Genomic DNA, 25,529 nt, shown 5'->3' on the forward strand with positions numbered 1-25,529 from the left:
TACCACAATTATACTATTTCCCGACCCAAAAAGAAAGCGAAGATTGCGGTGCAGCGGCATTTATTTCCCTGTTTTATCACCTTTTTATCCTTTACCGCGCTGCGGCCTCTGCATATCCGAAAAACCCGGAGTACCGTCAGCCGTTTTCGGCCAGTACTCCGGGTTTTGTATATCCACATGGCGCGGTCAGTGTATAATGTCCTTCAGGGCGTCGATCAGCTCCTCAATCACGATCGGCTTGGACAAAAAGCCGTTCATGCCGCAGTCAAACGCCCGCTTTCGCTCCTCCTCGAACACGTTAGCCGTCATGGCAACGATCGGGACGGCGGCGCGCACCGGGTCCTCCAGCGCACGGATGCGCTGGGTGGCGGTGCAGCCGTCCATAACCGGCATCTGCACATCCATCAGCACCAGATCATAGCGGCCCGGGTCCGAGGTGCAGATCTTTTCCACCGCGACCGCGCCGTTCTCGGCGGTATCGACCAGAAAACCGTACTCGTGCAGGATTGCAACCGCGATCTCACGGTTCAGCTCGTTATCCTCGACCAGCAGGATATGCCGTCCGCGGAAGTCGGCGTTTTTCCCGGGCAGGATGTCCTGCGCCTCCGTCTGCGTATGTCCGATGGCTGTCAGCAGGGTGTCGCGCAGGTCGGACAGGAACATCGGCTTGGAGCAGAACGCCGTCACGCCCGCCGCCTTCGCCTCCCCTTCGATATCCGACCAGTCGTAGGCAGTCAGGATGATAATAGGAGTATCGTCGTTCAGGCTGCGAATCTGGCGTGTGACCTCGATGCCGTTCATGTCCGGCAGCCGCCAGTCGATGATATAGGCGCGGCAGGGGTCGCCCAGCTCGATGGACTGCCGTGCACGCAGCACAGCCTCCCGGCCGGAAAGCGTCCACTCCGCACGCATTCCCACACGGGTCAGCAGCTTTGCCACGCTGTCGCAGGTGTTGAAATCGTCGTCCACCACCAGCGCCTTGAGGCCGGCAAGCTCCGCAATCTTTTCCTCGCGGCGGGTTCCGGTCTGCACGCGCAGCGGCAGGCAGATGATAAACTCGGTGCCCCGGTTCTTCTCGGTCTGCACCTTGATCGTGCCGCCCATCATCTCAACGATGTTCCGGGTGATGGCCATGCCGAGGCCGGTTCCCTGTATCCGGCTGACCGTGGAGGTACGCTCGCGTTCAAACGGCTCGAAGATCTTCTGCGCGAACTCCGGACTCATGCCGATGCCGTTGTCGCGGACGCGGAACTCGTACTGTGCACAGTCGCGCACGGTTCCGGCAAACTGCCGGACACGCACGGAAACCGTGCCGCCCGCCGGCGTGAACTTGATGGCGTTGGACAGCAGGTTGAGCAGGATCTGCCCCATGCGCGTCCGGTCGCAGTAGACGTCCTCGTCGGTAACGTCAAGCGCATCCATATAAAGCTCGAGCTGCTTGGCGTGTATCTGTCCGCTGACGATGGTCTTGATATCGTGCAGCATCTCGGGGAGGTTGACCTCGGTTTCCTCCAGCTGGAGCTTGCCGCTCTCAATGCGGCTCATATCCAGAATATCGTTGATGAGCGCGAGCAGGTGGCGGCTCGAGGAGAGGGTTTTGGTCAGATAGTCCTTCACCCGTTTCTGATTATCGATATTGCTGACCGCAAGGGTGGTAAAGCCGATGATCGCATTCATCGGTGTGCGAATATCGTGCGACATATTGGACAGGAAGGTGCTCTTGGCGCGGCTGGCGGCTTCGGCGGCCGCAACCGCCTCGGAAAGCGCCTGATTGATCTTCCGGTCAGCCGTGCGGTCGGACATCACGAGGATGTACTTGGTCCGGCCTGCGACCTCGCTGCCCATGGCGACGATGTGGAACCAGCGGCGCTCACCGTTCTGCTGATGGGCAAAATCGGCGTTCCATTCGCACTGCTCGCCGCACTGAATCCCCGCGAAGAAGTTCTTATCGTGGTCGGGAGAATCCTTCGGGTGCAGCGCCCGCAGTGCTCGGATGTCCTGCTGCACCTGCTCGAGCGGCACGCCCAGCAGCCGCTCGATGTTCGGGCTGACATAGTCCACGCGGGAGGTTTCGGCGTCCATCATGAGGAAAACGTCATCCACGTTGCGTGAGAGCCGGGTGAACAGCTCATCCCGGTACAGAATCTCGGTATCTCTCCGACGCAGCGCGTCACGGCTTCTGTGCACGATGAGCGCGATAAGCAGCACCATAAGCAGGCACGCGATAACGACCACGATCTCGACCGTCCGGCGCCACAGCGTATCCATGCCGGCGTTAACAACGCTGACCGGAACGAGCCCGAGCATGATCCAGTCCTGGATACCCATGTTCTCGTAGACCAGATAATACCGGGTTCCCCGCAGTGTCAGCATCATACTGCCGTTCCTGCCCTGCGCGAAATCGTCGCTCAGCGCATCGAATTTTTTCTCGGACAGATTGGAGTTGCCGCGCAGCTCCGCGAGGAGGTTATAGACCGGGTCGTCGCTGTCGGCATTGCTGTCGAGCACAACACGCCCGTCCGAGTAGATGACATAGCTGTGGGCTGCGCCGTCGAAGGCGGAGCTGTCGATCGCGCTCAGCACTGTATCATTATAGTAGGCGACCGCGATCGCATCGTAGTTGAAGCCGCGGTAGGTGCCTTTCGCCTCCGGGCAGACGAACACGAGCATCTGCGGCTTTCCGGGCAGCGCCGCGTTCACAACGACGTCCTCTCCGTCGGAAAGATGCGTGCCCAGCCCGGTCTGCGAGCCAAGGCTGCTCTTTTCGCCGTCCTGCGTCATGCAGCTGCCGTCCGAGGCGAGGAAGTAGAGAGCGGCGCAATCGATCTCCTTCTGCATCTTGTCCATGCCGGAGCGGATCTGCTCCTCGCTCGAGGCGATTTCCAGCAAACCGCCCCACAGATGCAGGATCATCCGGTTGCGGCTGAACAGCTGGTTCAGCATATCGTCGGATTGATGCACAAGCTCGGACAGATGCGAGGTGCTCTCCTGATAGACCGTCTGCGAAACGAACAGGACGTACCGGGCGCAGCTGCCGCCGATCAGCGCGAACAGAACGAGCAGGGCGGCAGCGGTGCTGCGCCAGCGCTGCGGGAGGCTGTATTTTGTTTTTCCTCCGCGTTTTTTGTCAGTCATTCCTGTTTACCTCAGTTTGATATAGTTTTCCGGCTCCGCCAGCGCGGCGTTCCCCCCGGAAACATATGCGCTCCAGGTGTCTCGGACCGTCGTGTCGCCGCCCTCAAAGGCGCGGCTCTCGTCCGCGAGCAGCGGCGCCATGCCGTCCGCCGTCGCCAGACAGGTCACGGTTACGCTATCGTCCTCGCGGAGCGGTTTGCCGTCCCGCTTGATCCCGGTCAGCGTAAAGCCGCCGTTTTCCTCCTTGACCTCGATGGCGATGCCGCTGACCACCGGCAGAGAGCCGCGGTTGAACGGCGTAAAGCCGCCCTCACAGCCCTCGACAAAGGCGCGGACGGTCTCGGTCAGCTCCGCACCGTTCATCGTGCGCTGATACGCGAGCAGACTGTTCGGCATGATCATAGAGGCCGCCATCTTCTCGGTGTAGTCTGCCGCCAGAACGCTGCCGGTAAAGCTGTTCGCCGCAGCGATGAGCACATCGGTGTCATACACGCCGCGCAGCGTGTTCGCCATTACGGAGAAGGCAGCGTTGCCGCTGTCCGCATGGAAAACGTTCGAATAGCCCTTGTCCGAGGTCAGCACAGCCGCATCCGGGGCAGGCTCGTCCGCAAGCAGCTGCGCGTTGAACGCCTGATACGCCTGCTCTGCTGTGTATTCGCCCGCGATCATGCGCGAGACCACATCCTTGGAGATCGAGAAGAAATCGTTGGAGGCGATGCGGATGTACATATGGTTCTGCTCGACCACCGGGCGCACGTCCTCCAGATAATCGGTCAGACGAAGGCTGACGTTCTGGCTGTAACTCAGGATGTCCTGTCCGTCATAAACGATGTGGTTCTGTGCTTCCTCGGAGAGCATGACATGGAGCACCTGCATCGCCTTGTCGCGGCGTGCGCTGTCCTGTTCCAGCTCGCGGTTCAGCGCAACCTGAAAATACGGGGTAGTCATCAGCCACTGCTGCCCGTCCTGACCGAAGAACGGCAGGAAAGTCGTATCGATACCCTCATCCTGCAGGATCTTAACGTTAGCCGAGGTGCCGAAGCACATGGCAAGCTCGCCGCTGCGCATCCGGTCCATGATGTCGTCGTAGTTCAGTGTCAGGTCAGCGGCGTTCAGGCCGGTGTCGCGGATGAACTGCTCGAGGTTCTTGAATGCGGTCGGCCAGACGGTGTCGTCCAGACCGACTTTCTCGGTGCTGGCCGGGTCGCTGTACGCGGCGCGCCATTTGCGGCCTTCCGCCGAGGAAAGCTCGGAAACCGAAAGTCCCTGAAGGGTTTCCATGCAGGTGTAATCGTAGGTATAGTCCGCATCAAAGCCGCGGATACCGTGCTTTGCAAACGCCTTGCAGGCGGAAACAAAGCTGTCGTAATCGGTTGGCAGCGGAATGCCGTATTTCTCGAACAGACTGCGGTTGACCACAAAGCCGTGCGCGTCCGCGCAGACCGGCAGCCAGTTGATGCTGCCGTCCTCGTTTTTGAAGCTGCTGAGGTAGGGGTTGTAGACCGCGCCTGCCTCGTTGGTCGTGGCGAGGTTCATCAGACTGTCCTTCAGCGGCGCGGCATCATGCAGCGAGAAACGGCAGCAGGTAATGATGTCCGGCAGGCCGCCGTTCTCGTTCAGAAATTTGTAAAAATCCAGATCGTTGTTGCCGACAATGAACTCAATATTCACATCCGGAAGCTGCGACTGGATGTAGGGGGCGTAATTTTCATACAGCGTGGTGTTCCACAGATAGACCTGAATGGTCTCCGCATCCTCCTGCGCTTCGCTCTTTTGTGTGCCGCAGCCGGTCAGCAGACATGCCGCTGTTACCAGCACCGCGAGCAGGAAGGACAGACCCCGCTTCCGCTTTTTCGTTTTCATCAACCAATTCTCCTTACCCGTGACAGCCGCCTCTCCCCGACAGACTGCCCTTCTTTTTCCTCATTTCTCGCCGCGAAACGGCATTATATAAGAATAGCATAGCACTTCACAGGCGGTATTTCAAGGAATTTCGCCTTTTTTCCTGCTAAAACAGGCGAAAACACAGACTATACGCCGTATTCGGAGCGCTTTTGTGCGAATGTGCCTGTAAAACAGATTGAGGCGGGATACCGGCGTGAGACGCTGTGCAGCTGCAAGGCTGCGAAAGGAACACACCGCGCCGCACCTCCGATGGGCAAAAAAGACCCGCCGATTTCTCGACGGGTCGATTGTTCAAATTCGATGTTCTGCGGCGTCAATGCTCACAGAATCCATTTTTCTTGACGCTTGAGCTATACAAATCCTTCGTTTTGAGAAAATCGTTACTTTCTCAGAAAATACACCAGACACGGCCGTCCGCCGGTGCGGTAATCCATCTCACTGCCGATGACCTGCTGCTCTGCCAGATAATTCATATACCGCCGCACGGTCACGACCGACAGACCGACATGCGATGCGATCTCATCACTGGTATGCCGTGTCTCCGGCGCGGCCCGCAGATATGCCTCAATGCGCGAAAGCGTCTGGCTCTGCAGACCCTTCGGCGGCGTGACAGGCGGTGTCGGCGTAGCCGCCTGAAACAGCGTATGGTCAAGCACATCCTGACTGAAGCTGTCGCGCTGCACGCTTTCTCGCCGGCGGCAGAACACATCAAGCGCCTGCCGGAACCGCTCATACGCGAACGGCTTGACCAGATAATCCACTGCTCCCAATCGCACGGCATCGTTAACCGTTTTTGCGTCATTCGCAGATGTGACCATGATGACATCCGCGTCCACGCCTTCCGCACGAAGCTGCAGCAGCAGCTCGGTGCCGCTCATCTGCGGCATGTAAACGTCTAAAATAATCAGGTCGATCGGGTTGCGCCGCAGCCAGAACAGCGCCGGATGCGCCGCCGAAAACGTCTGCACGACGGCAAACCGGCTGTCCTGCTCGATATACCGGCGGTTGAGCCGTGTGATCATCGGGTCATCCTCAATAATAACCGTTGTGTACATCGGATTTCCTCCCTACTGCTGTCTGTTTGCGGATTCCGCAACCGTAATGATGAACGAGCTGCCGATTCCCGGCTCGGACTCGACGCGAATCGTGCCGTGGAACGCGTCCACGGTCTCCTTGACGAGTGACAGACCGGTGCCTCTGCCCTCTCCTTTGGTGGAAAAGCCGCGCTCGAAAATGCGGTCCAGCTTATCGGCAGCAATGCCTGCACCGCTGTCGTCCACGCTGATGAGCATGCCGTGCTCTCCCTCGCGGATGCTGACCGTCACTTCCTTCTGTGCAGTCTCCGGTGCGTTCCGCAGTGCGTCGAACGCATTCTCAATCAGGTTTCCAAGAATGGTGATCAGACTGCTCGCCGGAAGATACCGTCCGTCTCCATGCAGCTCACTCGCCGGGTCGAGCACAAACCGGATACCCAGCTCCGCCGCACGATATACCTTGCCGATCAGCAGCGCCGCAACCGACGGCTCCCGAATACGCTCGGAAATATAGCCGATCGAGTGCGCACGCGTCTGCGTCAAATGCAGCACATACTCCTCCGCCTGCTTGTCCTCGCCCAGCTGCAGCAGACCGAGGATCACATGCAGCTTGTTGGTAAACTCATGCGTATACGCCCGCAGCGCACCGACTATGTGCTGCACGCCGGTCAAATCCTGCGCTAGCCGCGTGACTTCGGTCCGGTTGCGGAAAATAGCGATAACCCCCTCCACCTTGCCGTCCCGCCAGAGCGGCATACGGTCAGAAATGACCGAAACATGCTTGATGGACTCCAGACCGATGTTGTATTCACTTTTACCGGTCTGCAGCACGCGCGCCATCGTTGAGCGCGGATAGACCGTCTGTAACGGCTGACCGAGTGCATCCTTCACCTTGATTTTGAGGATATCCGCTGCCGCACGGTTCATATAGGTGATCATGCTGTGTTCGTCGATCGCCATCAGGCCCTCATCCAATGCATCCAGAATATCCATGCGCTGCAGAAACAGCTGACGGAACGCGTCCGGCTCATAGCCCAGCAGTTCCCGCTTGACCCGCTTAGAAAACCGTACGCTGAGCAGACTGCCGATGCCAAGCGCGAACAGCGTGATGAGCAGATACGACAGCAGCACACGCAGCACCGTCCGATGGTAGGAGCGCAGATACAGCCCTGCCATGACGATACCGGTCGCCTGCCCGTTTTCATCGCGCATGACAGCATAGGCACAGCGATCCGCGCCGTCCGGCATCTCATCGTTCGAGAGCACCGGCTTTTCCTCGCTGCACAGGCGGCTGACCGTATCCGCTTTCAGTTCGGGCAGCAAAGATGCGTCGCCTGCACCGGACACGAGATCGTAAAACACTGTCGGCTTTCCCTTAATATCATACACGCCGAGCATATCCACTTCAGATACACGCTGTACGGTCCGCGCCAAATACTGCTGTGCGTTATCTGCCCGAATATCCTCGATCAGCAGCGGCGCATCTGCCGCCATCTGCGCCGCATTGGACAGCAGCTGGTCGCGCGTCCGCACCTCCTGATACAGACCGATGCCCAAACCGACCGACGTGGACAGCAGCACCACCACCGCAATGCACAGGATCAGCATCCGGCGCACCTGCCGGTGCAGTGAGCCGGAAGAACGTGCATTTATCAAATTCATCCACTCCTTTTAAGAAGATACTTCATATCATAACACACTGGTCAACATTCATCAAATCCCCTCTGCAGATTTATGCAAATCTGTCAAATTGCGCGTGTTAATTTTTTTTAGTTTCATAAGCTTGCGTAAACTCCGACAGGTTTTTACAATAAGCGCGTAAACCAACTTATAGACAAACGAGGTGATGCCCTTTGGGTGAAATCAAAGCGGAATTGAATGCCGAACTGCAAACCCATATTGCGTTCGAGATTCCGCTGTTCGGCGGAATACCGGTTCCGGAATCCGCTGTGGTAAGCTGGGCAATCATAGTTGTACTGACCCTGCTTGCCATCTGGCTGACGCACGGACTGCGCAAGCGTCCCGGGCGAAAGCAGATCGCCGCAGAGATGCTGGTGGGCTTCATCAACAATTTCTGCCGCGACACACTGGGCGACCGATACTGGCGCACCTTCGCCCCGTACCTCGGCACGGTAGGTCTGTATCTGGCGCTGGCGAACATGGCCGGTCTGTTCGGCGTTACGCCGCCGACCAAAGACCTGAACGTCACCGCCGGTCTGGCGATCATGAGCGCCCTGCTGATCTACGGCTCGCAGTTCCGGTTCCACGGTCTGCGCGGCGGACTGAAAAAGTTCAGCGAACCGGTTTCGGTCGTCACGCCGCTCAACATTATGGAGATCGGCATTCGGCCTTTGTCGCTCTGCATGCGACTGTTCGGCAACATTTTCGCCGGATTCGTTATCATGGAGCTGGTCAAAATGGCCGTTCCGGTCGTTGTCCCCATCCCGCTGAGCCTGTATTTCGATGTATTCGACGGCATGATACAGGCGATCGTATTTGTATTCCTGACAACACTTTTCCTGTCGGAATCCCTTGAATAAGCACTGTTTTATCTGAGAAAGGACCACAAAAAAATGAGTATTGCTATTGGTGCAGCTATTGCAGTTATGACCGGCATCGGTGCCGGTCTTGGTATCGGCTATGCAACCGCGAAATCCTCGGAAGCCATTGCGCGTCAGCCGGAGGCCTCCGGCCAGATCAGCAAAAACCTGATCCTCGGCTGTGCACTGGCCGAGGCAACCGCCATCTACGGTTTTCTGATCGGTATCCTGCTGATTTTCATGAATTGATCGGGGTGAGATCGAATGATCCTCAATCTAAATTCGCAGATTATCTGGGTGTTTGTTGATCTGCTCATCCTGTTCGTGCTGATGAAGAAATTCCTGTTCGGCCCCATTACCCAAATGCTCGATGACCGTGCGCAGCAGGTGTCGGACACGCTCGATCAGGCGGACAAGCGTCTCGCCGAGGCCGAGCAGCAGCAGACCGCGCACGCCGCGCAGCTTGCTTCCGCAAAGCAGGAGGCCGCACAGATCATCGAGGAGGCCCGCGCACGCGGTCAGCAGGAGTACGATCGTCTTGTCGCAGAGGCGCAGACCGCTGTGCAGCGGCTCGATGAGCAGGCTGCCCGCCGTCGGGAATCCGAGCGGACGCAGATGCTCCGTGAGGCGAAAAAGGAAATTACCGCTCTCGTTCTGCTGACCACCGCCAAGGTATCCCGGCAGAAGCTGAACAGCGACACCGACCGCGCCATGATCGACGATTTTCTGCGTGAAGAAACGGAGGCCGCACGATGAGCTCGACCGCCGTACAGTATGCCGGTGCACTGCGCCATACCGGCTGCACGCTGAGCGATCTGCAGCACACCGCCGATTATCTGACCGATTGTGCGCCGTTATGGGATGCACTGTGCTCGCCTGCCGTTTCCGCGCGGGAGAAAAAGGCTGTGCTGTCCCGCCTGCCCGATTTTGATGCGATGGGCGAGCTGAAGCACTTCTATCTGCTGCTGGCGGACAAAAACCGCTTTGCGCTCCTGCCGGAGATCGTCCGGCAGTTTCGTCTGCTTGAGCTGCGCGACAGCGGTGAGGGCCTGTGCGTATTTCGCTGTGCCCGCGAACCGGATGATGAATCGCTGCGTTCGCTTGCCAAACTGCTGTGCGCACGACACAGTTATTGTGCAGTTACGTTTGAAATCGTGCAGGACGACACGCTGCTCGGCGGCTTTACTGCCGAAATCGACGGCGTAACCTACGATAAAAGCGTGCGCGGACAGCTTCGCGCACTGGCGCATGACCTGTAAAGGGGTGAAAACCATTGAACCATTCAGATGAGATTTTATCTATTCTCCGCGAGGAGATTGAACAATATGACAACCGCACGCGCTGCGACGAAACCGGCACGGTCATCGAGGTCGGCGACGGTATCGCCACCGTTTACGGTCTAAACCGCGCTGTATACGGCGAACTGGTGCAGTTTGACACCGGTGTGCACGGCATCGTGCTCGACCTTAAACGTGACAGCGTCGGCGTGGTACTGCTCGGCAGCGAGGACGGCCTGCATGAAGGCTCGGCGGTCAGCCGCACCGGACGTGCGGCTGACGTTCCGGTCGGCGATGCGATGATCGGCCGCACGGTCAACGCCCTCGGTGAACCGATTGACGGCCTTGGACCGATTGAAACGACCGAGCGCCGTCCGATCGAGCGAGAGGCTTCGGGTGTGGTATCGCGTGAACCGGTAAACCAGCCGATGCAGACCGGCATCCTTGCCATTGACTCGATGGTGCCGATCGGACGCGGTCAGCGCGAGCTGATCATCGGCGACCGCCAGACCGGCAAAACGTCCATTGCCATCGACACCATCCTGAACCAGAAGGGGCAGGATATGATCTGCATTTACGTTGCCATCGGCCAGAAGGCATCTACAGTGGCGCGCCTGCGCGGCACGCTCGAGAAATACGGCGCACTCGATTACAGCATCATTGTTTCCGCCACCGCAGCAGACGGTGCGCCGCAGCAGTATATCGCGCCGTATGCCGGCGCCGCTATTGGCGAGTATTTCATGAGTCAGGGCCGCGATGTGCTCATCGTGTATGATGATCTGTCCAAGCACGCGGTCGCTTACCGCACGCTGTCGCTGCTGCTGCGCCGCTCGCCCGGCCGTGAGGCGTATCCGGGCGATGTATTCTATCTGCATTCCCGTCTGCTCGAGCGTGCCTGCCGCTTGACGCCGGAGTACGGCGGCGGCTCGATGACCGCGCTTCCCATTATCGAAACGCTGGCAGGCGATGTTTCCGCCTACATTCCGACCAACGTCATTTCCATCACGGACGGTCAAATTTATCTGGAAAACGACCTGTTCTTTGCCGGTCAGCGTCCGGCAATCAACGTTGGCCTGTCGGTATCGCGTGTCGGCGGTGCGGCACAGACCAAGGCCATCAAGAAAACCGCCGGTACGCTGCGTATCGATCTTGCCCGCTTCCGCGAGCTGGAGGTATTCACCCAGTTCAGCTCGGATCTGGACAAGGACACTCAGCAGGCCCTCGAGCACGGCAAACGCCTGATGGAAATCCTCAAGCAGCCGCTGTGCCACCCGATGCCGGTATGGCGGCAGGCGGTTATCCTGTATGTGGCGACCAACGGTCTGCTGAGCGATGTTCCGCTCGACCGGGTACGCGATTTTGTGCAGAAATTTGCCGACAGTCTGCCCGATTCCCTGCTGACAGAGATTCAGTCCACCGGTACCCTGACCGGCACGGCTGCCGAGCAGATCCGGGAAGCCCTGAAAACCTATAAAGATCAGGTGAGTGCAGCATGGCAGGCATAAAGGAGATCCGCACCCGCATTGACAGTGTGCAGCAAACGCTCAAGATCACAAACGCGATGTACCTGATCTCGTCCTCCAAGCTGCGCAAGGCAAGGCAGCAGCTGAACAATGTGCAGCCGTATTTTCTCAAGATCAGCTCCACGATTGCCGATATTCTGCACCATTCCCCTGAAATCGAGCATATTTATTTCGACAAGCGGCCCGAGGTCAAGCGCCGCAAATCCGGCTACATCGTTATCACGGGCGACAAGGGACTGGCCGGTGCGTACAATCACAACGTGCTGCGTCTGGCCGAGAAGCATCTTGCGCAGGAGGACGATCCAACGCTGTTCCTCATCGGTCAGATGGGCCGCGCGTACTTCGCCGAACGCGACATTCGCGTGGACGGCGAGTTCATGTTCACCGTGCAGGACCCGACGATTGCCCGTGCGCGGGACATTGCGGATATTTTCATCCGTCTGTTCCGCGAAGGTCAGCTCGACGACGTGTATGTCGTCTACACCGAAATGGTAACGCCTATGCGGCTTGAGCCGCGCGTGCAGAAGCTGCTGCCGCTCGACATTGACGCATTCCCATGGGAGCCGCGCCCGAGTGAACACGGACCGTATCATCAGATGGTGCAGTATGTGCCCTCGGCAGACCGCGTACTCGAGCATCTCGTGCCCGGCTATGTCAAGGGTGAGCTGTTCGGCGCGCTGGTCGAGTCCTTCTGTGCCGAGCAGAATGCCCGCATGACAGCAATGGACTCCGCGACCGACAACGCACGCGATATGCTCAAATCGCTGTCACTGCACTACAACCGCGCACGGCAGTCCGCCATCACGCAGGAGATCACCGAGATCGTCGGCGGCACACAGGGCAGCGCCGCGGAAACACCGCAGCCCCGCCGTCCGATTCCGACGCGGACCGTCCGCTTTCTCGCAGACGGCAGACGCGCATAGAAAGTGAGGAAATTACTATGAAACGCAAAGGTACCGTGGTACAGGTAACAGGTCCGGTTGTGGACGTTGCTTTTGACGGCGGCAGCCTGCCTGAGATAAATGAAGCGCTTACCGTTGCACCGGACGGACAGCCGCGCATGATGGAGGTCGCACAGCACATCGGCGGCGACACCGTGCGCTGCATCATGCTCTCCCCGAGTGAGGGCATCGGCCGCGGCGACGAGGTGCTGTCCACCGGCCACACGATTGAAGCGCCGGTCGGTGAAGCGACCCTTGGACGCATGTTCAACGTGCTCGGTCAGCCGATCGACGAAAAGGGCGATGTAAACGCACCGGAAAAGTGGTCCATCCACCGTGCGCCGCCGGATTTTGCACAGCAGAACCCGACGACCGAGATTCTCGAGACCGGCATCAAGGTCATCGACCTGCTCGCGCCGTATGCCAAGGGCGGCAAGATTGGTCTGTTCGGCGGCGCCGGTGTCGGCAAGACCGTACTTATTCAGGAGTTGATTCACAACATCGCCACCGAGCACGGCGGCTACTCCATCTTCACCGGTGTCGGCGAACGCACCCGCGAGGGCAACGATCTGTGGCGCGAGATGGCGGAATCCGGCGTGCTGAGCAAGACCGCGCTGGTGTTCGGACAGATGAACGAACCGCCCGGAGCGCGTATGCGCGTTGCACTGACCGGTCTGACCATGGCGGAATACTTCCGCGATGTGAAAAAGCAGAACGTGCTGCTGTTTATCGACAATATTTTCCGCTATGTACAGGCAGGCTCGGAGATTTCCGCACTGATGGGCCGCATGCCCTCGGCGGTCGGCTACCAGCCGACGCTGGCTGATGAGGTCGGTGCTCTGCAGGAGCGTATCGCCTCCACCAAGGACGGCGCAATCACGTCCGTGCAGGCGGTCTACGTTCCGGCGGATGACCTGACCGACCCGGCTCCGGCGACCACGTTTACCCACCTGGACGCCAAGACAGTCCTCTCCCGTAAGATTGTCGAGCAGGGCATCTACCCTGCCGTTGACCCGCTGGATTCCACCTCGCGTATCCTCGAGCCGGATATTGTCGGTGAGCGGCATTACAAGGTCGCACGCGGCGCACAGGAGCTGCTGCAGCGTTACCGCGAACTGCAGGACATCATCGCCATCCTCGGTATGGAGGAGCTTGGTGCAGACGACCGCCGCATTGTCGATCGTGCCCGCCGCATGCAGCAGTATTTCTCGCAGCCGTTCTCGGTTGCCGAGCAGTTTACCGGTCTGGAAGGGCGCTATGTAACGCTTGAGGACACCATCAGTGGCTTTGAAGCGCTGCTCGGCGGTGAACTTGACCAGTATCCGGAGGCTGCCTTCTCCATGGTCGGCACGGTAGACGAGGTCCACAAAAAGGCCAAGGATATGGGGGCACTCTGATGGAGAACACCTTCTATCTGGAGATCATCACGCCAGACCGGCAGTTTTACACCGGACCGGCAACCAATTTGACTATGCCTGCACTCGACGGTGAATACGGCGTGCAGCCGGGACATGAGCCGGTCGTTACCGCACTCCGTCCGGGTACGGTGCGGTTCCAGACAGACGGCACACCGCACGAGGTCGTTGTCAGCGACGGCTTCGCAGAAATTATGCCGGACTACTGCATTCTTCTGGTATCCAGCGCCGAACGTCCTGACGAAATCGACCGTGCGCGTGCCGAACGCGCCAAAGAGCGCGCGGAAGAACGGCTGCGCCAGAAGCAGAGTATTCGTGAATATCATCTCTCCAAAGCGGCTCTGGCCCGTGCTATGGCACGCCTGAAGGCTACCCGCTGACTCCCCTTTTTAATCGCCTGCTCCGATGTTGTCAGATGGAACATCGGAGCAGGCGTTTTCGCAGACGCTTACGCTGACCAGCACCTCAAAACGCAACCGACTCGAGCAGTTCATCGCTGAGTTTGCCGACAGCTGCTCCCGCATGACGGGCGAGCAGCTGCACACCCATCTTGACGAGATCGAGCAGGTGCACGGTCTGTATCTCTACCGTGTAATTTACAATCTCGGTACGATGAACCTGAGTATTTCCGCTTCGTGGTTCGCATCTGCCACATTGATCATTCTCGCGCTCCCGCTCGGACTGATCTTCGCCCGCATTATGACGGATAAGATGTTCCGTTACTGCACCTGATTTTCTGCAGACAAGCCACAACCGCTGCTGTGAGTTTTTCCTCATAGCAGCGGTTTTGTTATTCGTTTTACAGCGGCAGCGAGTCCTTGCCTGCCTGATGGATCATTTCCTCGCGACAGCGCAGCACAATGCCGTCCACCTGCTCGAGATGGTGCAGGATGTTATGCTCAAACTCCTTAAGCGGCAGCAGAACGCCCAGCTCATCGTGATTTTCCTGCAGCTTGCAGCCGGTGTCCTGACCGTAGAATACCATCGCTGTCGGGCACCTCTGCTGGATTTCATTTTTGATTTGAACCGAACGTAATGTTACAGGCGTAAGCGTTAAATTCTTCTCCGACCACTCCGAAACAAGCTCCGGGTGTACTTTTGCTAAACTGTTATTCATAGCCAAACCTCAACCTCCTTGTGCTTAGAGTATATGAAGTTTTAGCTTGATCTTGCAGTTTGCGAATATCCGGATAAATAGAAAGCCCTTTGAGAAAAGGATTTTTCCTCTCTCAAAGAGCAAGTTGACAAACTTGAAGTTTCTCACTTCTTCATCTTAGGAGCAATAAGCAGCACTACTATCACAAGAAAATATACACCATACAGTAACCAAGTCGGGAAATTATGACCTGAACGGACAAAGGTCTGCAACCCCCTGTTGACCCTCTACAGTCGCTCAACAGCGGTTAAATCGGCCTCGATTAAAAGTCTGCGATTCCTGGTTGTTTACAATCCTCTCACTGGCACACGCTTTGGCATACGCGGCATACACAGCGAAATACCGCCTGCACCTACGCTTTGTTCGCATCTGTCTTTCTTTTACTTATTCATTATACCACTTTTTCGGCGCTCTGCTACTTGAAATTTCAACTGAACCCATTCGCTCAATATTGCAAAAGGCGCTTCCCGTATGACAGATACTATATCGAGCTTTGGGGCTTTTACTAAATGCGAAACTTTCTTTCGCAACATGGTTTCACCTACACCAACCGCGTACAGTCTGTTCAGGCACTCCACAGTTATCCACAATTTCCTTAATCGTCTTAGCCATTCGACCTTTCATCACTCCAGCAATCTGCCAATATCTCGTTTAGCATACATTACACGAGCGACTGTCACCAGCTTCTTTTCTTCGTCCACCCAGTAAAACATCAAAAAATTCTGAACTAAGATTTTTCGATACTCACGCTTCAACAGGCGAATTGGTTGATACGCCGGAAGCGCATACGAAAATGTGATTACTCTTTCCGCAACGTTCACCAGCTCCATCACCAAACAATCTGCCGCATCAGGTTTTTGTAACTTCCCACTGATATAGCGCACAATCTCAACCATATCTCTCTGGGCAACAAGCAGATACTCCAGCTTATACACCCTGCTCCCCTCCAATAGCGACTTTCATCGCTTTCAATACATCTTTGGAGGAATATCGCTGATCTGTCAGCTCTGCTTCTCGCTCGGCCTCTTGCAGCTTGAAGTAAACCTCACTTTCAAATTGCAGGTTTTTAAACGCTTCCATGCTCAAAACGACCATATCACCATACCCATTTGGGGGTTAAAAGACAGGCTGAGCCGTTTCGCGCACCGTCTTAGAAATGTCCGCAAAATTATTTCGCAAATCCGATACCGGTCTAATCATATTCATACCATCAACCTCCTTGATATTATTTCAGCTCAATTATGCTAAAGTATCAATATAACCTGCAAATGCTGCGTAAATCATTATCGAGCAAATATTCCGCATACTTGTGCAAACTTTTCATCAGAATTAACTTCTTTGTTTTCCTAATCGCGTTTAATGTATTTAGTGATCGTATCGATTAATTCCTCTATGTTAATCGGCTTGGAAATATGGTCATTCATGCCTGAATCCAGGGATTCCTGAATATCATCTATAAAAGCATTTGCAGACAAAGCTATAATTGGAATCGTAACTGCATCGGACCGCTCTATACCCAAGGCTCGAATGGCTTTTGCTGCTTGGTGTCCATCCATGTTTGGCATCATAATATCCATCAAAATAAGATCGTATGTGCCTCGTGGATTATTTTTAAACAAATCCACAACTTCTTTTCCGTCTGATGCGCGTGTTACGATCATACCAGCATCTTCCAGCATTATCGTAGCAAGTTCAGCATTTAGATCATTATCCTCAGCCATAAGAACATGAATACCCGTCAAATCTCTATGCAGATGTTGTTTTTGTTCTGATGGAATAACCTGTTCTGGCAACTCCAGCGGGATCTCTACTGTGAATGTAGCACCTACACCTTTTTTGCTCTCAACAGCAATCGAACCGTCCATCATATCCACATATTTTTTTGTGATGGCCATACCAAGACCGGTTCCCTTATATTGGGTTCTGGCATTAGCATCATCTTCTTGTGAAAACGGATCGAATAATTTTTTCTGGAACTCTTCGCTCATGCCAATACCGTTATCTCGAACAACATAACGAATTATGATATGTTTCTCATCCGCTCCTGGGTAACTGCTGATATCCAAAGTAATCGCTCCGCCGTCCTTTGTGAATTTGACAGCATTGCCAAGAAGATTCACCAAAACTTCTCGGATACGCACAACATCCGCAAGGACATATGGGTTCTTTAGGTTTTCTCGATGTACTTCAAACTGAAGATCTCGATTATAAAGAAGTCCATTCATAATCGCCTGGACGTTATCTGCCAATTGATTCATGTCCACTGGCTCGGGCGAAATAGTAACTTTTCCGCTTTCAATGCGACTAAAATCCAGAACGTCATTCAACAAAGAGAGAAGATGATTCGAACTTTGTTGAACTTTCTTCAAGCTGTCATGAATATCTGAAACCATGTTCTGGTGAAGCGCAATGTTTGTAAATCCAATAATGGCATTCATCGGCGTTCTGATGTCATGGCTCATACTAAGCAGAAACGCAGATTTTGCTTTGTTGGCAGCATCTGCTTCCTCAGCGGCGTTCATTAATAGTTGTTTTTGTTTTTGCTCTTCTGCCTTGCTTTTCTGGTAAACATAATAGGTATATAGACAAATTAAAAGCAATACAGCTCCTGCGACTAAACCGCAGATGATGGAAATATGATTCGTCTTTTCAACCATTCCATAAGCTGACTGCATATCCATTTCAATGCAAAATGCGCCAATGATTTCTCCTGTTCCATCATGATTTGCGGTTACAGGATAGCAAGCCGTAAAAATCGGCCCCCATGTTGTATCAATGATATCCTGAGAGTACACATTCTCTCCAGAAATAGCCCTATTAATATACGGAACCATTTCGTCCTCAATATAATCTCCGGGGTGTCTTACATCATCCGCATCCGGGTCCAAACCGTCTACCACATAAACGAGTTTTCCTTCTTCATTTTTTTTAGCGGTGTAAATATATCGAGTAGAATTCAGTGTTCTGACTTCATTGAAATATGAAGAAATATCCTTATATAATGGATTCTTTTCATCAGATTGATCGTTGATTTGATCAAAATCTTCTTTGCCGATTCTTCCATCCACAAGTTTGTGTACTGCATCTGCACTCGCTGTGTCACGTGTGATTTCTGTTTCAAGGGCGGTCTTAGTGTAAGAACTTTGCAGAATAAATGTGTACAACGCTATTACAAAAATGATCAAAAGCCCAGCAATCACAAAGATACTGCCTGTATTCTTCAGCCTAAGGAGTTTTTTCAAATTAACTCCTTTTTTCGGTTGCTTCATGCTGCTCATTCACATCCTCTAAATCCTAATTTACCAATTTTATCATAGCATATTTTCATGCAGTCTTCAATATAGCATATGTTGTTCATGCTATCACCTCGCTCAACATTCACACATTACTTTCTAACAAAGTAATGTATCATCGTCAAGCAAAGCGCACAGATAAATTAGAATATAGCATCAATATAAAATTTGTGCAGAAAAATACACTTTCTGCGGTTTTTCTGCATCGTTTCGTTCCAGTTTATTCCTTGAATACGCTCCGCTCCAGTGTTATAATTGTGAAAATGTACAGTATATCTCATGCTGAGAAAGGAATGATATGGATATGAAAAGACGTATTTTATCCTGTTTTCTGGCATTCTGCATGATCTTCGCCCTGCTTCCGGCACCGGCGCAGGCGGTAGAAAACGCAGAAAACGCGGCGCCGACCGTCAAGGCCACCGTGCAGCACGCAGAGACCGGACAGATCACCGCGCAGATCGAGGCTTACATGACCGATCCGGCCAACAAGACCCGGACGGTCAAGCCCTGCGACATCATTTTTTTGATCGAGCAGTCAAAATTCATGAATACGCAGAATGGCTCGGCCAATTCCGGCGACGAGCGCGCGGAAATCCTGAGCGCCATAGACCGCCTGTTGGACGGGATGCCGCAGCCGACCACCGGCGGCAAGCACCGCATTGCGATCGCGGGTTACGGCCGCATCAACAACCCCGGCATCGGCGACAGCTATGATGCCGCGCTCTACCCCGGCACGCTGTCGAGCAGTAATGCCAGCCTGAACACCGGCTATTATACCAAAGACGATACCAAAGGTGTCTTTCATTCGCAGAGCGGCTGGACGGAATGCGACTTTCAAGATGACGCGTCCCTGCCGCAGCTGCCGTCGAACTATCTGACAGATGACTATGAGGATGTGTTCCTGTCGGTCAGCGACGCCAAGCAGGTCATCGACGCCAATACAATGGTGCCGTGGTACGCCGGTGCGGCGCGCATGGACGCCGGTCTGACCATCACGGAGCGGCTTGCCTCGATCGCCAAGGCGCACAAGTCAACCGGTGAGGATCGAAATCTGATCGTCTGCATCGCCGCCAGCTCGCTCCCCTACCAGAACAGCGGCACTTATCAGCAGCTGCGCCCGAACGCGGCGATCGAGGCGGCGAACATGCTCAAGGAAACCTATGACGCGACCATTTTCGGTCTGGGCGATTTCCACCAGCTGAACCTGGAAAGCAGTAATCCTCTGCACGACGTCGACAAGCAGCGGGACAACTTCAACTCCACCATGGCGTCCATCTGCGGCAATGCGTCTACAACAAACGGCGCGGACTATTTCAAAGGACTCAGTCAGGTGAACAACATCAACGATGCGCTCAAAGAGCTGATAACCCAAATCGACGCCAATGTCGGCGAGGGCACAGCCGAGAAGCTGAGCATTCGTGTGAACAGCTTCACCGATGGCGCGGGCGAGCCATACAGCTGGAATCAGCTGAAGGACGTCGACCATATCCTGTCCGCCAAGGTCGCGTCGGTGGATTATTACCACTTCACCGGCTATGACGACAACAGCGGAACGCCGCAGTTCAAGTCGACGCCCTACCGCCATACCGAACAGAACCTTGCGGCCATCGACGACAACAACAACAACGACGACGACAACGACGACGCCATCCAGACCTCTCTGAACATTCTGCCGATTCCGCCGCAGGCGCCGGCGGGCGAGATCAGGGGCGCGAATTACGGCGAGAAGGTCGTCATCACCATCACCGGCCCGATCTGCATCAGCTATCAATGGGTCAAGCCCTTGACGCCGGACTTTAATCCGCCCAAGCCAGAGTACGTCGCGCGCGCAACGACGTACAAGCCTGCCTCGCCGCTGCAGAACGCAGTGGACGGGAAGGACCTGAACCTGAAATTTGATGGCTGGTACAAGGATGAGGAATGCACGCAGCCGTTTGTGGATGGTACTGTTCTGAATACGGATACGGTTCTTTACGGTCTCTGGGAGGCGGAGCACGGCAAACTGTCCGTTGCCAAGACCGTAGCCGGAAACAACGGAGATACCTCAAAGGCGTTCAACTTCACCGTGACGCTCGGTGATACCGGCATCAACGGCACATTTGGTGAAATGACTTTTGCCAATGGAGTCGCAACCTTCGTTCTGAAGCACGGTGAGAGCAAGACTGCTGTCGGCCTGCCTGCAGGAATCACCTATACCGTAACCGAGGCGGAGGCAGATAAGGACGGCTACACCACAACGTCTGTCAACGCCAGCGGCAGTATCATCAAGAATAACACCGCAGCGGCGGTCTTTACCAACACCCGAAACAGCTCCTCCTCCCATCATTCGACCCGGTACACCCTGCACTACGAGTCGAACGGCGGCACGGCTTACAAGGATGAGCGCTGTTCTTCCGGCACGAAGGTGACGCTCGACAAGACCCCGACACGCGAGAGCTATACCTTTACCGGCTGGTATGCGGACAAGGCGCTGACGCAGAAGATCACAAGCGTGACGATGAACGGCGACAAGACGGTCTACGCAGGATGGGAGGCGACCGGCGTGCCGGACAAGCTCAACGGCGATGACCATTTCGCCTATGTCATCGGCTATCCGGACGGCAAGGTACACCCGGAGGGCAATATCAGCCGCGCGGAAACGGCGACAATCTTCTTTAGACTGCTCAAAGCGGACATCCGCGACGGAAATCTGACCGCTGACAACGAATTTTCCGATGTTTCGGACGGCCAGTGGCACAACAAGGCGGTTTCCACGATGGCAAAGCTCGGTATCGTCAAGGGCCGCCGTGCGGACAGCTTTGACCCCAATGCCTCGATCACCCGTGCGGAGTTTGCGGCGATCTGTGCGCGCTTCAGCACCAGAACGGTCGAGAACAGCGGCAGCTTCTCCGATATTTCCGGTCACTGGGCGGAAAACGAGATCGAGAGAGCGGCTGCGTTCGGCTGGATTTCGGGCTATCCGGACGGCACGTTCCGCCCCGACGCCCGCATCACCCGCGCTGAGGCTATGACGATGATCAACCGCGTGCTCTGCCGTATGCCGCAGAGCGAAAGCGACCTGCTGGACAGCATGGTAACGTGGCCGGACAACAAGCCGTCCGACTGGCACTATCTCGCCGTACAGGAGGCCACGAACAGCCATGACTTCAACCGTCAGGGCGAGGTCGGCGAAAGCTGGACGAAGCTGACGAGCGTCCCCGACTGGACGCGGTATCAGTAAAAAAGTCAAAACGGCAGACATTATTGTTGTCTACCATATGTCTATGTCTTGTATGCAGAAAGCGCTCCGCATAGCAATCCAGGCCTCACCGAAAAATCCGAGCGCAAATACAGCGGTATCGGCGCTGCACTAATTGCATTTGGCATCAAGTATTCCATAGACAACGGTTGCCGAGGTGATGTTGTGTTCGATGCATAAACCGATGAACTTGCGAAGCATTACGCAGAAGACTTTGGTGCTATGCGTATTCCGATCATAACCAACGGTGGTCCGAAGCGCTTTATGCTTGCTGATGAGGCAGCTTGGCAACTTTTCTCAAAGTATCTTGTGGAGGAGGTCAACGAAGATGAAGCAAAATGATTCCATGTATATAATTGATGAATTAGCAGAGCAGGCTGGCGGATACTTTGCTATGCCTTTCCAAGACGACATGGCTTATACTGACCTGTTGTTCGACATCTGCCAGCAATTCGGCATCCGGTATTATTCTGCTACGCCTAAAGTAAAGGCATTTGTAGAGGAAGTTACTCGTGTCACTTGGGCAAAAGAACAGGAATCTTTGACAGGTATTAAGCAAGATATTCGTCCTGCCTTTTCCGCATAATCACTTATCTACACAATAAAAAATGGGTTCTGTGGCATCAACGCTCACAGAACCCATTTTTTCTTGGCGCTTAAGATAGACAAATCCTCCGGTTAACGCTTACAAATGTGCGACCAGACAATGACGATCGAATAGACGGATCCGTTTACAGGCATCAAGAATACGAGAGTATAAAAACAGACCTCTTTAACAACAGCCTGTAGCGGTTACGACGTTTTCTGCACTTTTTCAATTACGCATTCGTGTTTCTTGGTATCCTTTTCTACATTCATCTATTGACTTTACTGCACAGAACGACTACAATACAGCCATATAAGGAAGTGCATTACTATGCCGCAAACTGCTTTTCGCCCCAACCACATGCACATTGCATGGCACGATTACACATCACATGATACTACTCTACCGATCTCTGCCGCGCCCTTGCGCGAGAAGGCCTCCGTCATCGGCCGCACCGGCTTGATGCTGCTCTCATGCGGCACCGGTGCATGGCGTGTCCGCAGTTCGATGAACACGCTCGCGGAGGAGCTGGGGCTGGTCTGTGCAGCAGACATTGGCCTGACCTCAATCGAATACACCTGCTTTGACGGTGAACAGGCATTTTCGCAAACGCTCACGCTGACCAGCACAGGCGTCAACACCTCAAAGCTCAACCGACTCGAGCAGTTCGTCGCTGAGTTTACCGACATCTGCTCCCGTATGACCGGCGAGCAGCTGCACACCCACCTTGACGAAATCGAGCAGGTGCACGGACTGTATTCGCCACTGATGCTCGGCCTGGCGGCTGCCCTCGCCTGCGGTGCATTTACGTTTCTGCTCGGCGGCGGCTGGGTCGAGATGATACTCGCATTCTTTGGCGCGGGTATCGGCAACGCCGTGCGCTGCAAGCTGTCTAAGCACCATCTGACGCTTGTGCTCTGCACGACTGTTTCGGTCGCAGCAGCCTGTCTGGTGTACGCGGGCTGTCTCAAGATTGCCGAGATGACCTGCGGCATCAATGTCCAGCACGAAGCCGGCTACATCTGCTCCATGCTGTTCATCATTCCCGGATTTCCGTTCATCACCAGCGGCATCGACATGGCCAAGCTGGATATGCGGTCAGGTCTCGAACGGCTCAGCTACGCGGTAATGATCGTATTGATTGCCACGATGGCCGCATGGCTGATGGCGCTCGCGCTGCACCTCAAACCGGTAGATTTTCTGCCGCTGAACCTCAGCATGCTGCAGTATATCGTATTCCGCCTGCTCACCAGCTTCTGCGGTGTGTTCGGCTTTTCGATCATGTTCAACAGCCCGGTACCACTGGCGATGTCCGCCGCGGTTATCGGCGCAATATCCAACACGCTGCGTCTGGAGCTGGTTGACCTTGCATCTTTGCCGCCTGCGGCTGCCGCATTTTTCGCGGCCATGATCGCCGGACTGCTGGCTTCTGCGTACAAAAAGCACTCCGGTTTTCCGCGCATCGCGATTACAGTGCCGTCTATTGTGATTATGGTGCCCGGCCTGTATCTCTACCGCGCAATTTACAATCTCGGTATGATGAACCTGAGCATTTCCGCTTCGTGGTTCGCGTCTGCCACATTGATCATTTTCGCGCTTCCGCTCGGACTGATCTTCGCCCGCATTATGACGGATAAGATGTTCCGTTACTGCACCTGATTTTCTGCAGACAAGCCAAAACCGCTGCTGTGAGTTTTCCTCATAGCAGCGGTTTTGTTATGCTTTTTACAGCGGCAGCGAGTCCTTGCCAGCCTGATGGATCATCTCCTCACGACAGCGCAGCACAATGCCGTCCACCTGCTCGAGATGGTGCAGGATGTTATGTTCAAACTCCTTAAGCGGCAGCAGAACGCCCAGTTCATCGTGGCTTTTCTGCAACTTGTAGCCGGTGTCCTGACCGTAGAATACCATCGCGGTCGGACACCTCTGCTGGATTTCATTGAATGCGTCCCAGACGATGTTGTACGCCTGTGCTTCGGTCAGACCCTGCTCGACCGTATCCGGCAGCGCGTACAGCGTCAGCACGCCGCGGCGGGACGGCGAATACATCTCCCGCACCTGCATGTCTTTGGTGTACTTGTGGCGCAGATGACTGCCATCGGCCAGATAGAGCGCCGCACGCGGCACAGGCAGGTGCTGACGGTAAATATCGTGGAACTTGCGCAGCTCTCGTGCCGAGACGGCATTGCGGTATTCCTCGCGCACCTCACCGTTCGCATCGGTCAGCAGTCTGGGATTCCCGCCGTTTTTGCCATGAAAGCGATACGGAATAAGATAGGCTGTGCGCAGCAGATCGAACATCGTGTTATTGCATAGCGCAATCGTCAGCGCGGAAATATCGCGGTTCTCGTAAGCCTGCAAAAGCGCTTTCGCAAAGCTGCACTCTGCACCGCCGCCATCCTCAAACGATGCATTCTCCTGCTCCATGCAGAAGGTTTCGTACAACTGCTGCTCTGCACCCGGATTGCTCAGAATTCTGTGGAACAGTGCTTCGGCGTGTTCCTCTCTTGGAAAAAGTGATGCCATGATAATTCCTCCTTATGCACTGTCAAGAGCTTGCTTTTTGCAATACAAGCATAGCCCTGTTTATCTCGTATGTCAATCGTATTTTTCAAATTATAACGTAACCGTCAAACCTCCCGCATCTCCTGTGGCCAACTATTAGGATAGCATTCACAAAAGAGTCTATGAATATGAACCGTCGTTTTTACTGAGAAATTACTGTCTTTCTCGGGAAGCACGCTTTCAATGTCCACTTTTTCATTCTCAATATCCACTTTCGCATTTCCCATATCCACTTTTTCTTCATTCAAAAGTCCACTTAATTCTACTTCAGCTTCATCTTTCCCTCCATTCGCATCATCTCATTCTGGGCTTGCGCTTTGGTCACGTTTGCATAAACGCGCATGGTTGTTTCGGCATCTGCGTGCCCCATGATAATCTGAACTGTTTTCAAGTCTATTCCGCCCAGAATCATCCTCGTACAGAACGTATGCCGCAACATATGACATGTGATCGGGGGAAGGGGATTTTCTCTCGGCCTTCTTGTTCTGCCTCGGCGTGTTCCTCTTGATTATATTTCGCCGTAATTCTTTTAAGCTGACGGTTGATTCGATGGTTGGAGTAAACGTGACCGTACAGATCACGAAAGGCGAAATTCGTATAGCCATCAACGACAATCTGATTATCTGCATTGAAATCATTTCTTCTTTCATACAGCGCCAGCAGCGTGTCCCTCACTTCTGTCAGCATGGGGATTTCCCGCTTTCCTGTATTACTTTTCGGCACCCAAAATCAGTTATAAACGCAAAAAACGCCGCACCAGATTACTCTGATGCGGCGGTAAAACTTTTGCAAATGTGTGATTTTTGGGGCATTCTGCCGACTTCGACACGGATTGGCATACGCTTGGCACACGTTGGCACACAGCCCGGCTTTTCTGTATCATAATCATGCAGAAAACCCTGCAAACACGGCAAACTTTCG

24 protein-coding genes are annotated in these 25,529 nt (G+C 54.7%); 13 read left to right on the forward strand and 11 right to left on the reverse strand.

All coding sequences use genetic code 11. The annotated features are described in order from the left end of the window. Positions 1-186: 186 nt before the first annotated feature. The 4 genes from C7386_RS05465 to C7386_RS05480 all read right to left on the reverse strand — a co-directional run bounded on the left by C7386_RS05465 (position 187) and on the right by C7386_RS05480 (position 7,730). A complete protein-coding gene (locus C7386_RS05465; protein ID WP_116704981.1) occupies positions 187-3,135 on the reverse strand; it encodes a hybrid sensor histidine kinase/response regulator in 2,949 nt (982 codons plus the stop codon). A gap of 6 nt (positions 3,136-3,141) precedes the next feature. Further along, a complete protein-coding gene (locus C7386_RS05470) occupies positions 3,142-4,998 on the reverse strand; it encodes an ABC transporter substrate-binding protein (protein ID WP_116704982.1) in 1,857 nt (618 codons plus the stop codon). A 422-nt stretch (positions 4,999-5,420) separates the two neighbouring features. Then, complete coding sequence (locus tag C7386_RS05475) at positions 5,421-6,095, reverse strand: response regulator (protein WP_116704983.1); 675 nt, start codon at positions 6,093-6,095, stop codon at positions 5,421-5,423. A 12-nt stretch (positions 6,096-6,107) separates the two neighbouring features. Beyond that, positions 6,108-7,730, reverse strand: a complete 1,623-nt coding sequence (locus C7386_RS05480) for an ATP-binding protein (protein ID WP_165815474.1) — start codon at positions 7,728-7,730, stop codon at positions 6,108-6,110. 197 nt (positions 7,731-7,927) lie between these two features. Here C7386_RS05480 and C7386_RS05485 point away from each other — a divergent pair, with 197 nt between their 5' ends. The 9 genes from C7386_RS05485 to C7386_RS05525 are packed head-to-tail and all read left to right on the forward strand — an operon-like array spanning position 7,928 to position 14,502. Further along, the gene (locus C7386_RS05485) at positions 7,928-8,614 is read left to right on the forward strand and encodes a F0F1 ATP synthase subunit A (RefSeq protein ID WP_116704985.1); all 687 of its coding nucleotides are present in this window, start codon (positions 7,928-7,930) and stop codon (positions 8,612-8,614) included. Between the two features lie 33 nt (positions 8,615-8,647). Then, positions 8,648-8,863, forward strand: coding sequence for an ATP synthase F0 subunit C (gene atpE / locus C7386_RS05490; protein WP_110436420.1), 216 nt, complete (start codon positions 8,648-8,650; stop codon positions 8,861-8,863). 15 nt (positions 8,864-8,878) lie between these two features. Beyond that, positions 8,879-9,370 (forward strand): F0F1 ATP synthase subunit B, encoded by a 492-nt coding sequence (gene atpF / locus C7386_RS05495; protein ID WP_110436419.1) that lies wholly within the window; start codon positions 8,879-8,881, stop codon positions 9,368-9,370. Continuing rightward, a complete protein-coding gene (gene atpH / locus C7386_RS05500; protein WP_110436418.1) occupies positions 9,367-9,873 on the forward strand; it encodes an ATP synthase F1 subunit delta in 507 nt (168 codons plus the stop codon). Before atpF ends, atpH begins: the two co-directional genes overlap by 4 nt. A gap of 14 nt (positions 9,874-9,887) precedes the next feature. Further along, complete coding sequence (gene atpA / locus C7386_RS05505; protein ID WP_110436417.1) at positions 9,888-11,396, forward strand: F0F1 ATP synthase subunit alpha; 1,509 nt, start codon at positions 9,888-9,890, stop codon at positions 11,394-11,396. Beyond that, positions 11,384-12,337 carry an ATP synthase F1 subunit gamma gene (gene atpG, locus C7386_RS05510; protein WP_110436416.1) on the forward strand — a complete coding sequence of 318 codons (954 nt, stop codon included), beginning with the start codon at positions 11,384-11,386 and terminating at the stop codon, positions 12,335-12,337. Before atpA ends, atpG begins: the two co-directional genes overlap by 13 nt. Positions 12,338-12,354: 17 nt before the next feature. Further along, the gene (gene atpD / locus C7386_RS05515) at positions 12,355-13,752 is read left to right on the forward strand and encodes a F0F1 ATP synthase subunit beta (RefSeq protein WP_110436415.1); all 1,398 of its coding nucleotides are present in this window, start codon (positions 12,355-12,357) and stop codon (positions 13,750-13,752) included. Next, complete coding sequence (gene atpC, locus C7386_RS05520; protein WP_110436414.1) at positions 13,752-14,150, forward strand: ATP synthase F1 subunit epsilon; 399 nt, start codon at positions 13,752-13,754, stop codon at positions 14,148-14,150. The genes atpD and atpC overlap by 1 nt, the downstream gene beginning before the upstream one ends. A gap of 25 nt (positions 14,151-14,175) precedes the next feature. Beyond that, positions 14,176-14,502 (forward strand): threonine/serine exporter family protein, encoded by a 327-nt coding sequence (locus C7386_RS05525; RefSeq protein WP_110436413.1) that lies wholly within the window; start codon positions 14,176-14,178, stop codon positions 14,500-14,502. A 67-nt stretch (positions 14,503-14,569) separates the two neighbouring features. Here the strand turns inward: C7386_RS05525 and C7386_RS05530 are convergent, their stop codons facing one another. The 4 genes from C7386_RS05530 to C7386_RS05545 all read right to left on the reverse strand — a co-directional run bounded on the left by C7386_RS05530 (position 14,570) and on the right by C7386_RS05545 (position 18,204). Next, on the reverse strand, positions 14,570-14,887 hold the full coding sequence (locus tag C7386_RS05530; RefSeq protein WP_110436412.1) for a DUF4866 family protein: 318 nt from the start codon (positions 14,885-14,887) through the stop codon (positions 14,570-14,572). A 662-nt stretch (positions 14,888-15,549) separates the two neighbouring features. After that, positions 15,550-15,861, reverse strand: coding sequence for a type II toxin-antitoxin system RelE/ParE family toxin (locus C7386_RS05535; protein ID WP_116704986.1), 312 nt, complete (start codon positions 15,859-15,861; stop codon positions 15,550-15,552). Next, a complete protein-coding gene (locus tag C7386_RS13685; protein ID WP_318261193.1) occupies positions 15,854-16,006 on the reverse strand; it encodes a hypothetical protein in 153 nt (50 codons plus the stop codon). The genes C7386_RS05535 and C7386_RS13685 overlap by 8 nt, the downstream gene beginning before the upstream one ends. A 266-nt stretch (positions 16,007-16,272) precedes the next feature. Then, on the reverse strand, positions 16,273-18,204 hold the full coding sequence (locus tag C7386_RS05545) for an ATP-binding protein (protein ID WP_318261194.1): 1,932 nt from the start codon (positions 18,202-18,204) through the stop codon (positions 16,273-16,275). A 313-nt stretch (positions 18,205-18,517) separates the two neighbouring features. Here C7386_RS05545 and C7386_RS05550 point away from each other — a divergent pair, with 313 nt between their 5' ends. The 3 genes from C7386_RS05550 (at position 18,518) to C7386_RS05560 (ending at position 23,702) form a co-directional block, all read left to right on the forward strand. Beyond that, positions 18,518-21,439, forward strand: a complete 2,922-nt coding sequence (locus C7386_RS05550; protein WP_116704987.1) for an S-layer homology domain-containing protein — start codon at positions 18,518-18,520, stop codon at positions 21,437-21,439. A 346-nt stretch (positions 21,440-21,785) separates the two neighbouring features. Beyond that, a complete protein-coding gene (locus C7386_RS05555; protein ID WP_116704988.1) occupies positions 21,786-22,043 on the forward strand; it encodes a hypothetical protein in 258 nt (85 codons plus the stop codon). A gap of 330 nt (positions 22,044-22,373) precedes the next feature. Then, positions 22,374-23,702 carry a threonine/serine exporter family protein gene (locus tag C7386_RS05560; protein WP_116704989.1) on the forward strand — a complete coding sequence of 443 codons (1,329 nt, stop codon included), beginning with the start codon at positions 22,374-22,376 and terminating at the stop codon, positions 23,700-23,702. Positions 23,703-23,768: 66 nt separating this feature from the next. Here C7386_RS05560 and C7386_RS05565 read toward each other — a convergent pair whose 3' ends face one another. The 3 genes from C7386_RS05565 to C7386_RS05575 form a co-directional block, all read right to left on the reverse strand. Then, positions 23,769-24,569, reverse strand: coding sequence for a DUF4866 family protein (locus C7386_RS05565; RefSeq protein WP_116704990.1), 801 nt, complete (start codon positions 24,567-24,569; stop codon positions 23,769-23,771). Between the two features lie 104 nt (positions 24,570-24,673). After that, positions 24,674-24,856, reverse strand: coding sequence for a hypothetical protein (locus C7386_RS05570; protein WP_318261195.1), 183 nt, complete (start codon positions 24,854-24,856; stop codon positions 24,674-24,676). Positions 24,857-24,870: 14 nt separating this feature from the next. Next, positions 24,871-25,047 carry a tyrosine-type recombinase/integrase gene (locus C7386_RS05575; protein ID WP_116704991.1) on the reverse strand — a complete coding sequence of 59 codons (177 nt, stop codon included), beginning with the start codon at positions 25,045-25,047 and terminating at the stop codon, positions 24,871-24,873. A 125-nt stretch (positions 25,048-25,172) separates the two neighbouring features. Here C7386_RS05575 and C7386_RS13280 point away from each other — a divergent pair, with 125 nt between their 5' ends. Then, positions 25,173-25,493 (forward strand): hypothetical protein, encoded by a 321-nt coding sequence (locus C7386_RS13280; RefSeq protein ID WP_133241576.1) that lies wholly within the window; start codon positions 25,173-25,175, stop codon positions 25,491-25,493. Positions 25,494-25,529: the final 36 nt, after the last annotated feature.

The organism is Agathobaculum butyriciproducens (genome assembly GCA_003096535.1).
Taxonomy (GTDB): domain Bacteria; phylum Bacillota; class Clostridia; order Oscillospirales; family Butyricicoccaceae; genus Agathobaculum; species Agathobaculum butyriciproducens.

What these genes read in the sequence shown, in the direction of transcription:
- C7386_RS05465 (WP_116704981.1), bottom strand. Translation starts at nt 3,135, where the DNA reads ATGACTGACAAAAAACGCGGAGGAAAAACAAAATACAGCCTCCCGCAG.
- C7386_RS05470 (WP_116704982.1), bottom strand. Translation starts at nt 4,998, where the DNA reads ATGAAAACGAAAAAGCGGAAGCGGGGTCTGTCCTTCCTGCTCGCGGTG.
- C7386_RS05475 (WP_116704983.1), bottom strand. Translation starts at nt 6,095, where the DNA reads ATGTACACAACGGTTATTATTGAGGATGACCCGATGATCACACGGCTC.
- atpE (WP_110436420.1), top strand. Translation starts at nt 8,648, where the DNA reads ATGAGTATTGCTATTGGTGCAGCTATTGCAGTTATGACCGGCATCGGT.
- atpF (WP_110436419.1), top strand. Translation starts at nt 8,879, where the DNA reads ATGATCCTCAATCTAAATTCGCAGATTATCTGGGTGTTTGTTGATCTG.
- atpH (WP_110436418.1), top strand. Translation starts at nt 9,367, where the DNA reads ATGAGCTCGACCGCCGTACAGTATGCCGGTGCACTGCGCCATACCGGC.
- atpG (WP_110436416.1), top strand. Translation starts at nt 11,384, where the DNA reads ATGGCAGGCATAAAGGAGATCCGCACCCGCATTGACAGTGTGCAGCAA.
- atpD (WP_110436415.1), top strand. Translation starts at nt 12,355, where the DNA reads ATGAAACGCAAAGGTACCGTGGTACAGGTAACAGGTCCGGTTGTGGAC.
- atpC (WP_110436414.1), top strand. Translation starts at nt 13,752, where the DNA reads ATGGAGAACACCTTCTATCTGGAGATCATCACGCCAGACCGGCAGTTT.
- C7386_RS05525 (WP_110436413.1), top strand. Translation starts at nt 14,176, where the DNA reads ATGTTGTCAGATGGAACATCGGAGCAGGCGTTTTCGCAGACGCTTACG.
- C7386_RS05530 (WP_110436412.1), bottom strand. Translation starts at nt 14,887, where the DNA reads ATGAATAACAGTTTAGCAAAAGTACACCCGGAGCTTGTTTCGGAGTGG.
- C7386_RS13685 (WP_318261193.1), bottom strand. Translation starts at nt 16,006, where the DNA reads ATGGAAGCGTTTAAAAACCTGCAATTTGAAAGTGAGGTTTACTTCAAG.
- C7386_RS05545 (WP_318261194.1), bottom strand. Translation starts at nt 18,204, where the DNA reads ATGAGCAGCATGAAGCAACCGAAAAAAGGAGTTAATTTGAAAAAACTC.
- C7386_RS05550 (WP_116704987.1), top strand. Translation starts at nt 18,518, where the DNA reads ATGGATATGAAAAGACGTATTTTATCCTGTTTTCTGGCATTCTGCATG.
- C7386_RS05555 (WP_116704988.1), top strand. Translation starts at nt 21,786, where the DNA reads ATGAAGCAAAATGATTCCATGTATATAATTGATGAATTAGCAGAGCAG.
- C7386_RS05560 (WP_116704989.1), top strand. Translation starts at nt 22,374, where the DNA reads ATGCCGCAAACTGCTTTTCGCCCCAACCACATGCACATTGCATGGCAC.
- C7386_RS05565 (WP_116704990.1), bottom strand. Translation starts at nt 24,569, where the DNA reads ATGGCATCACTTTTTCCAAGAGAGGAACACGCCGAAGCACTGTTCCAC.
- C7386_RS05575 (WP_116704991.1), bottom strand. Translation starts at nt 25,047, where the DNA reads ATGTTGCGGCATACGTTCTGTACGAGGATGATTCTGGGCGGAATAGAC.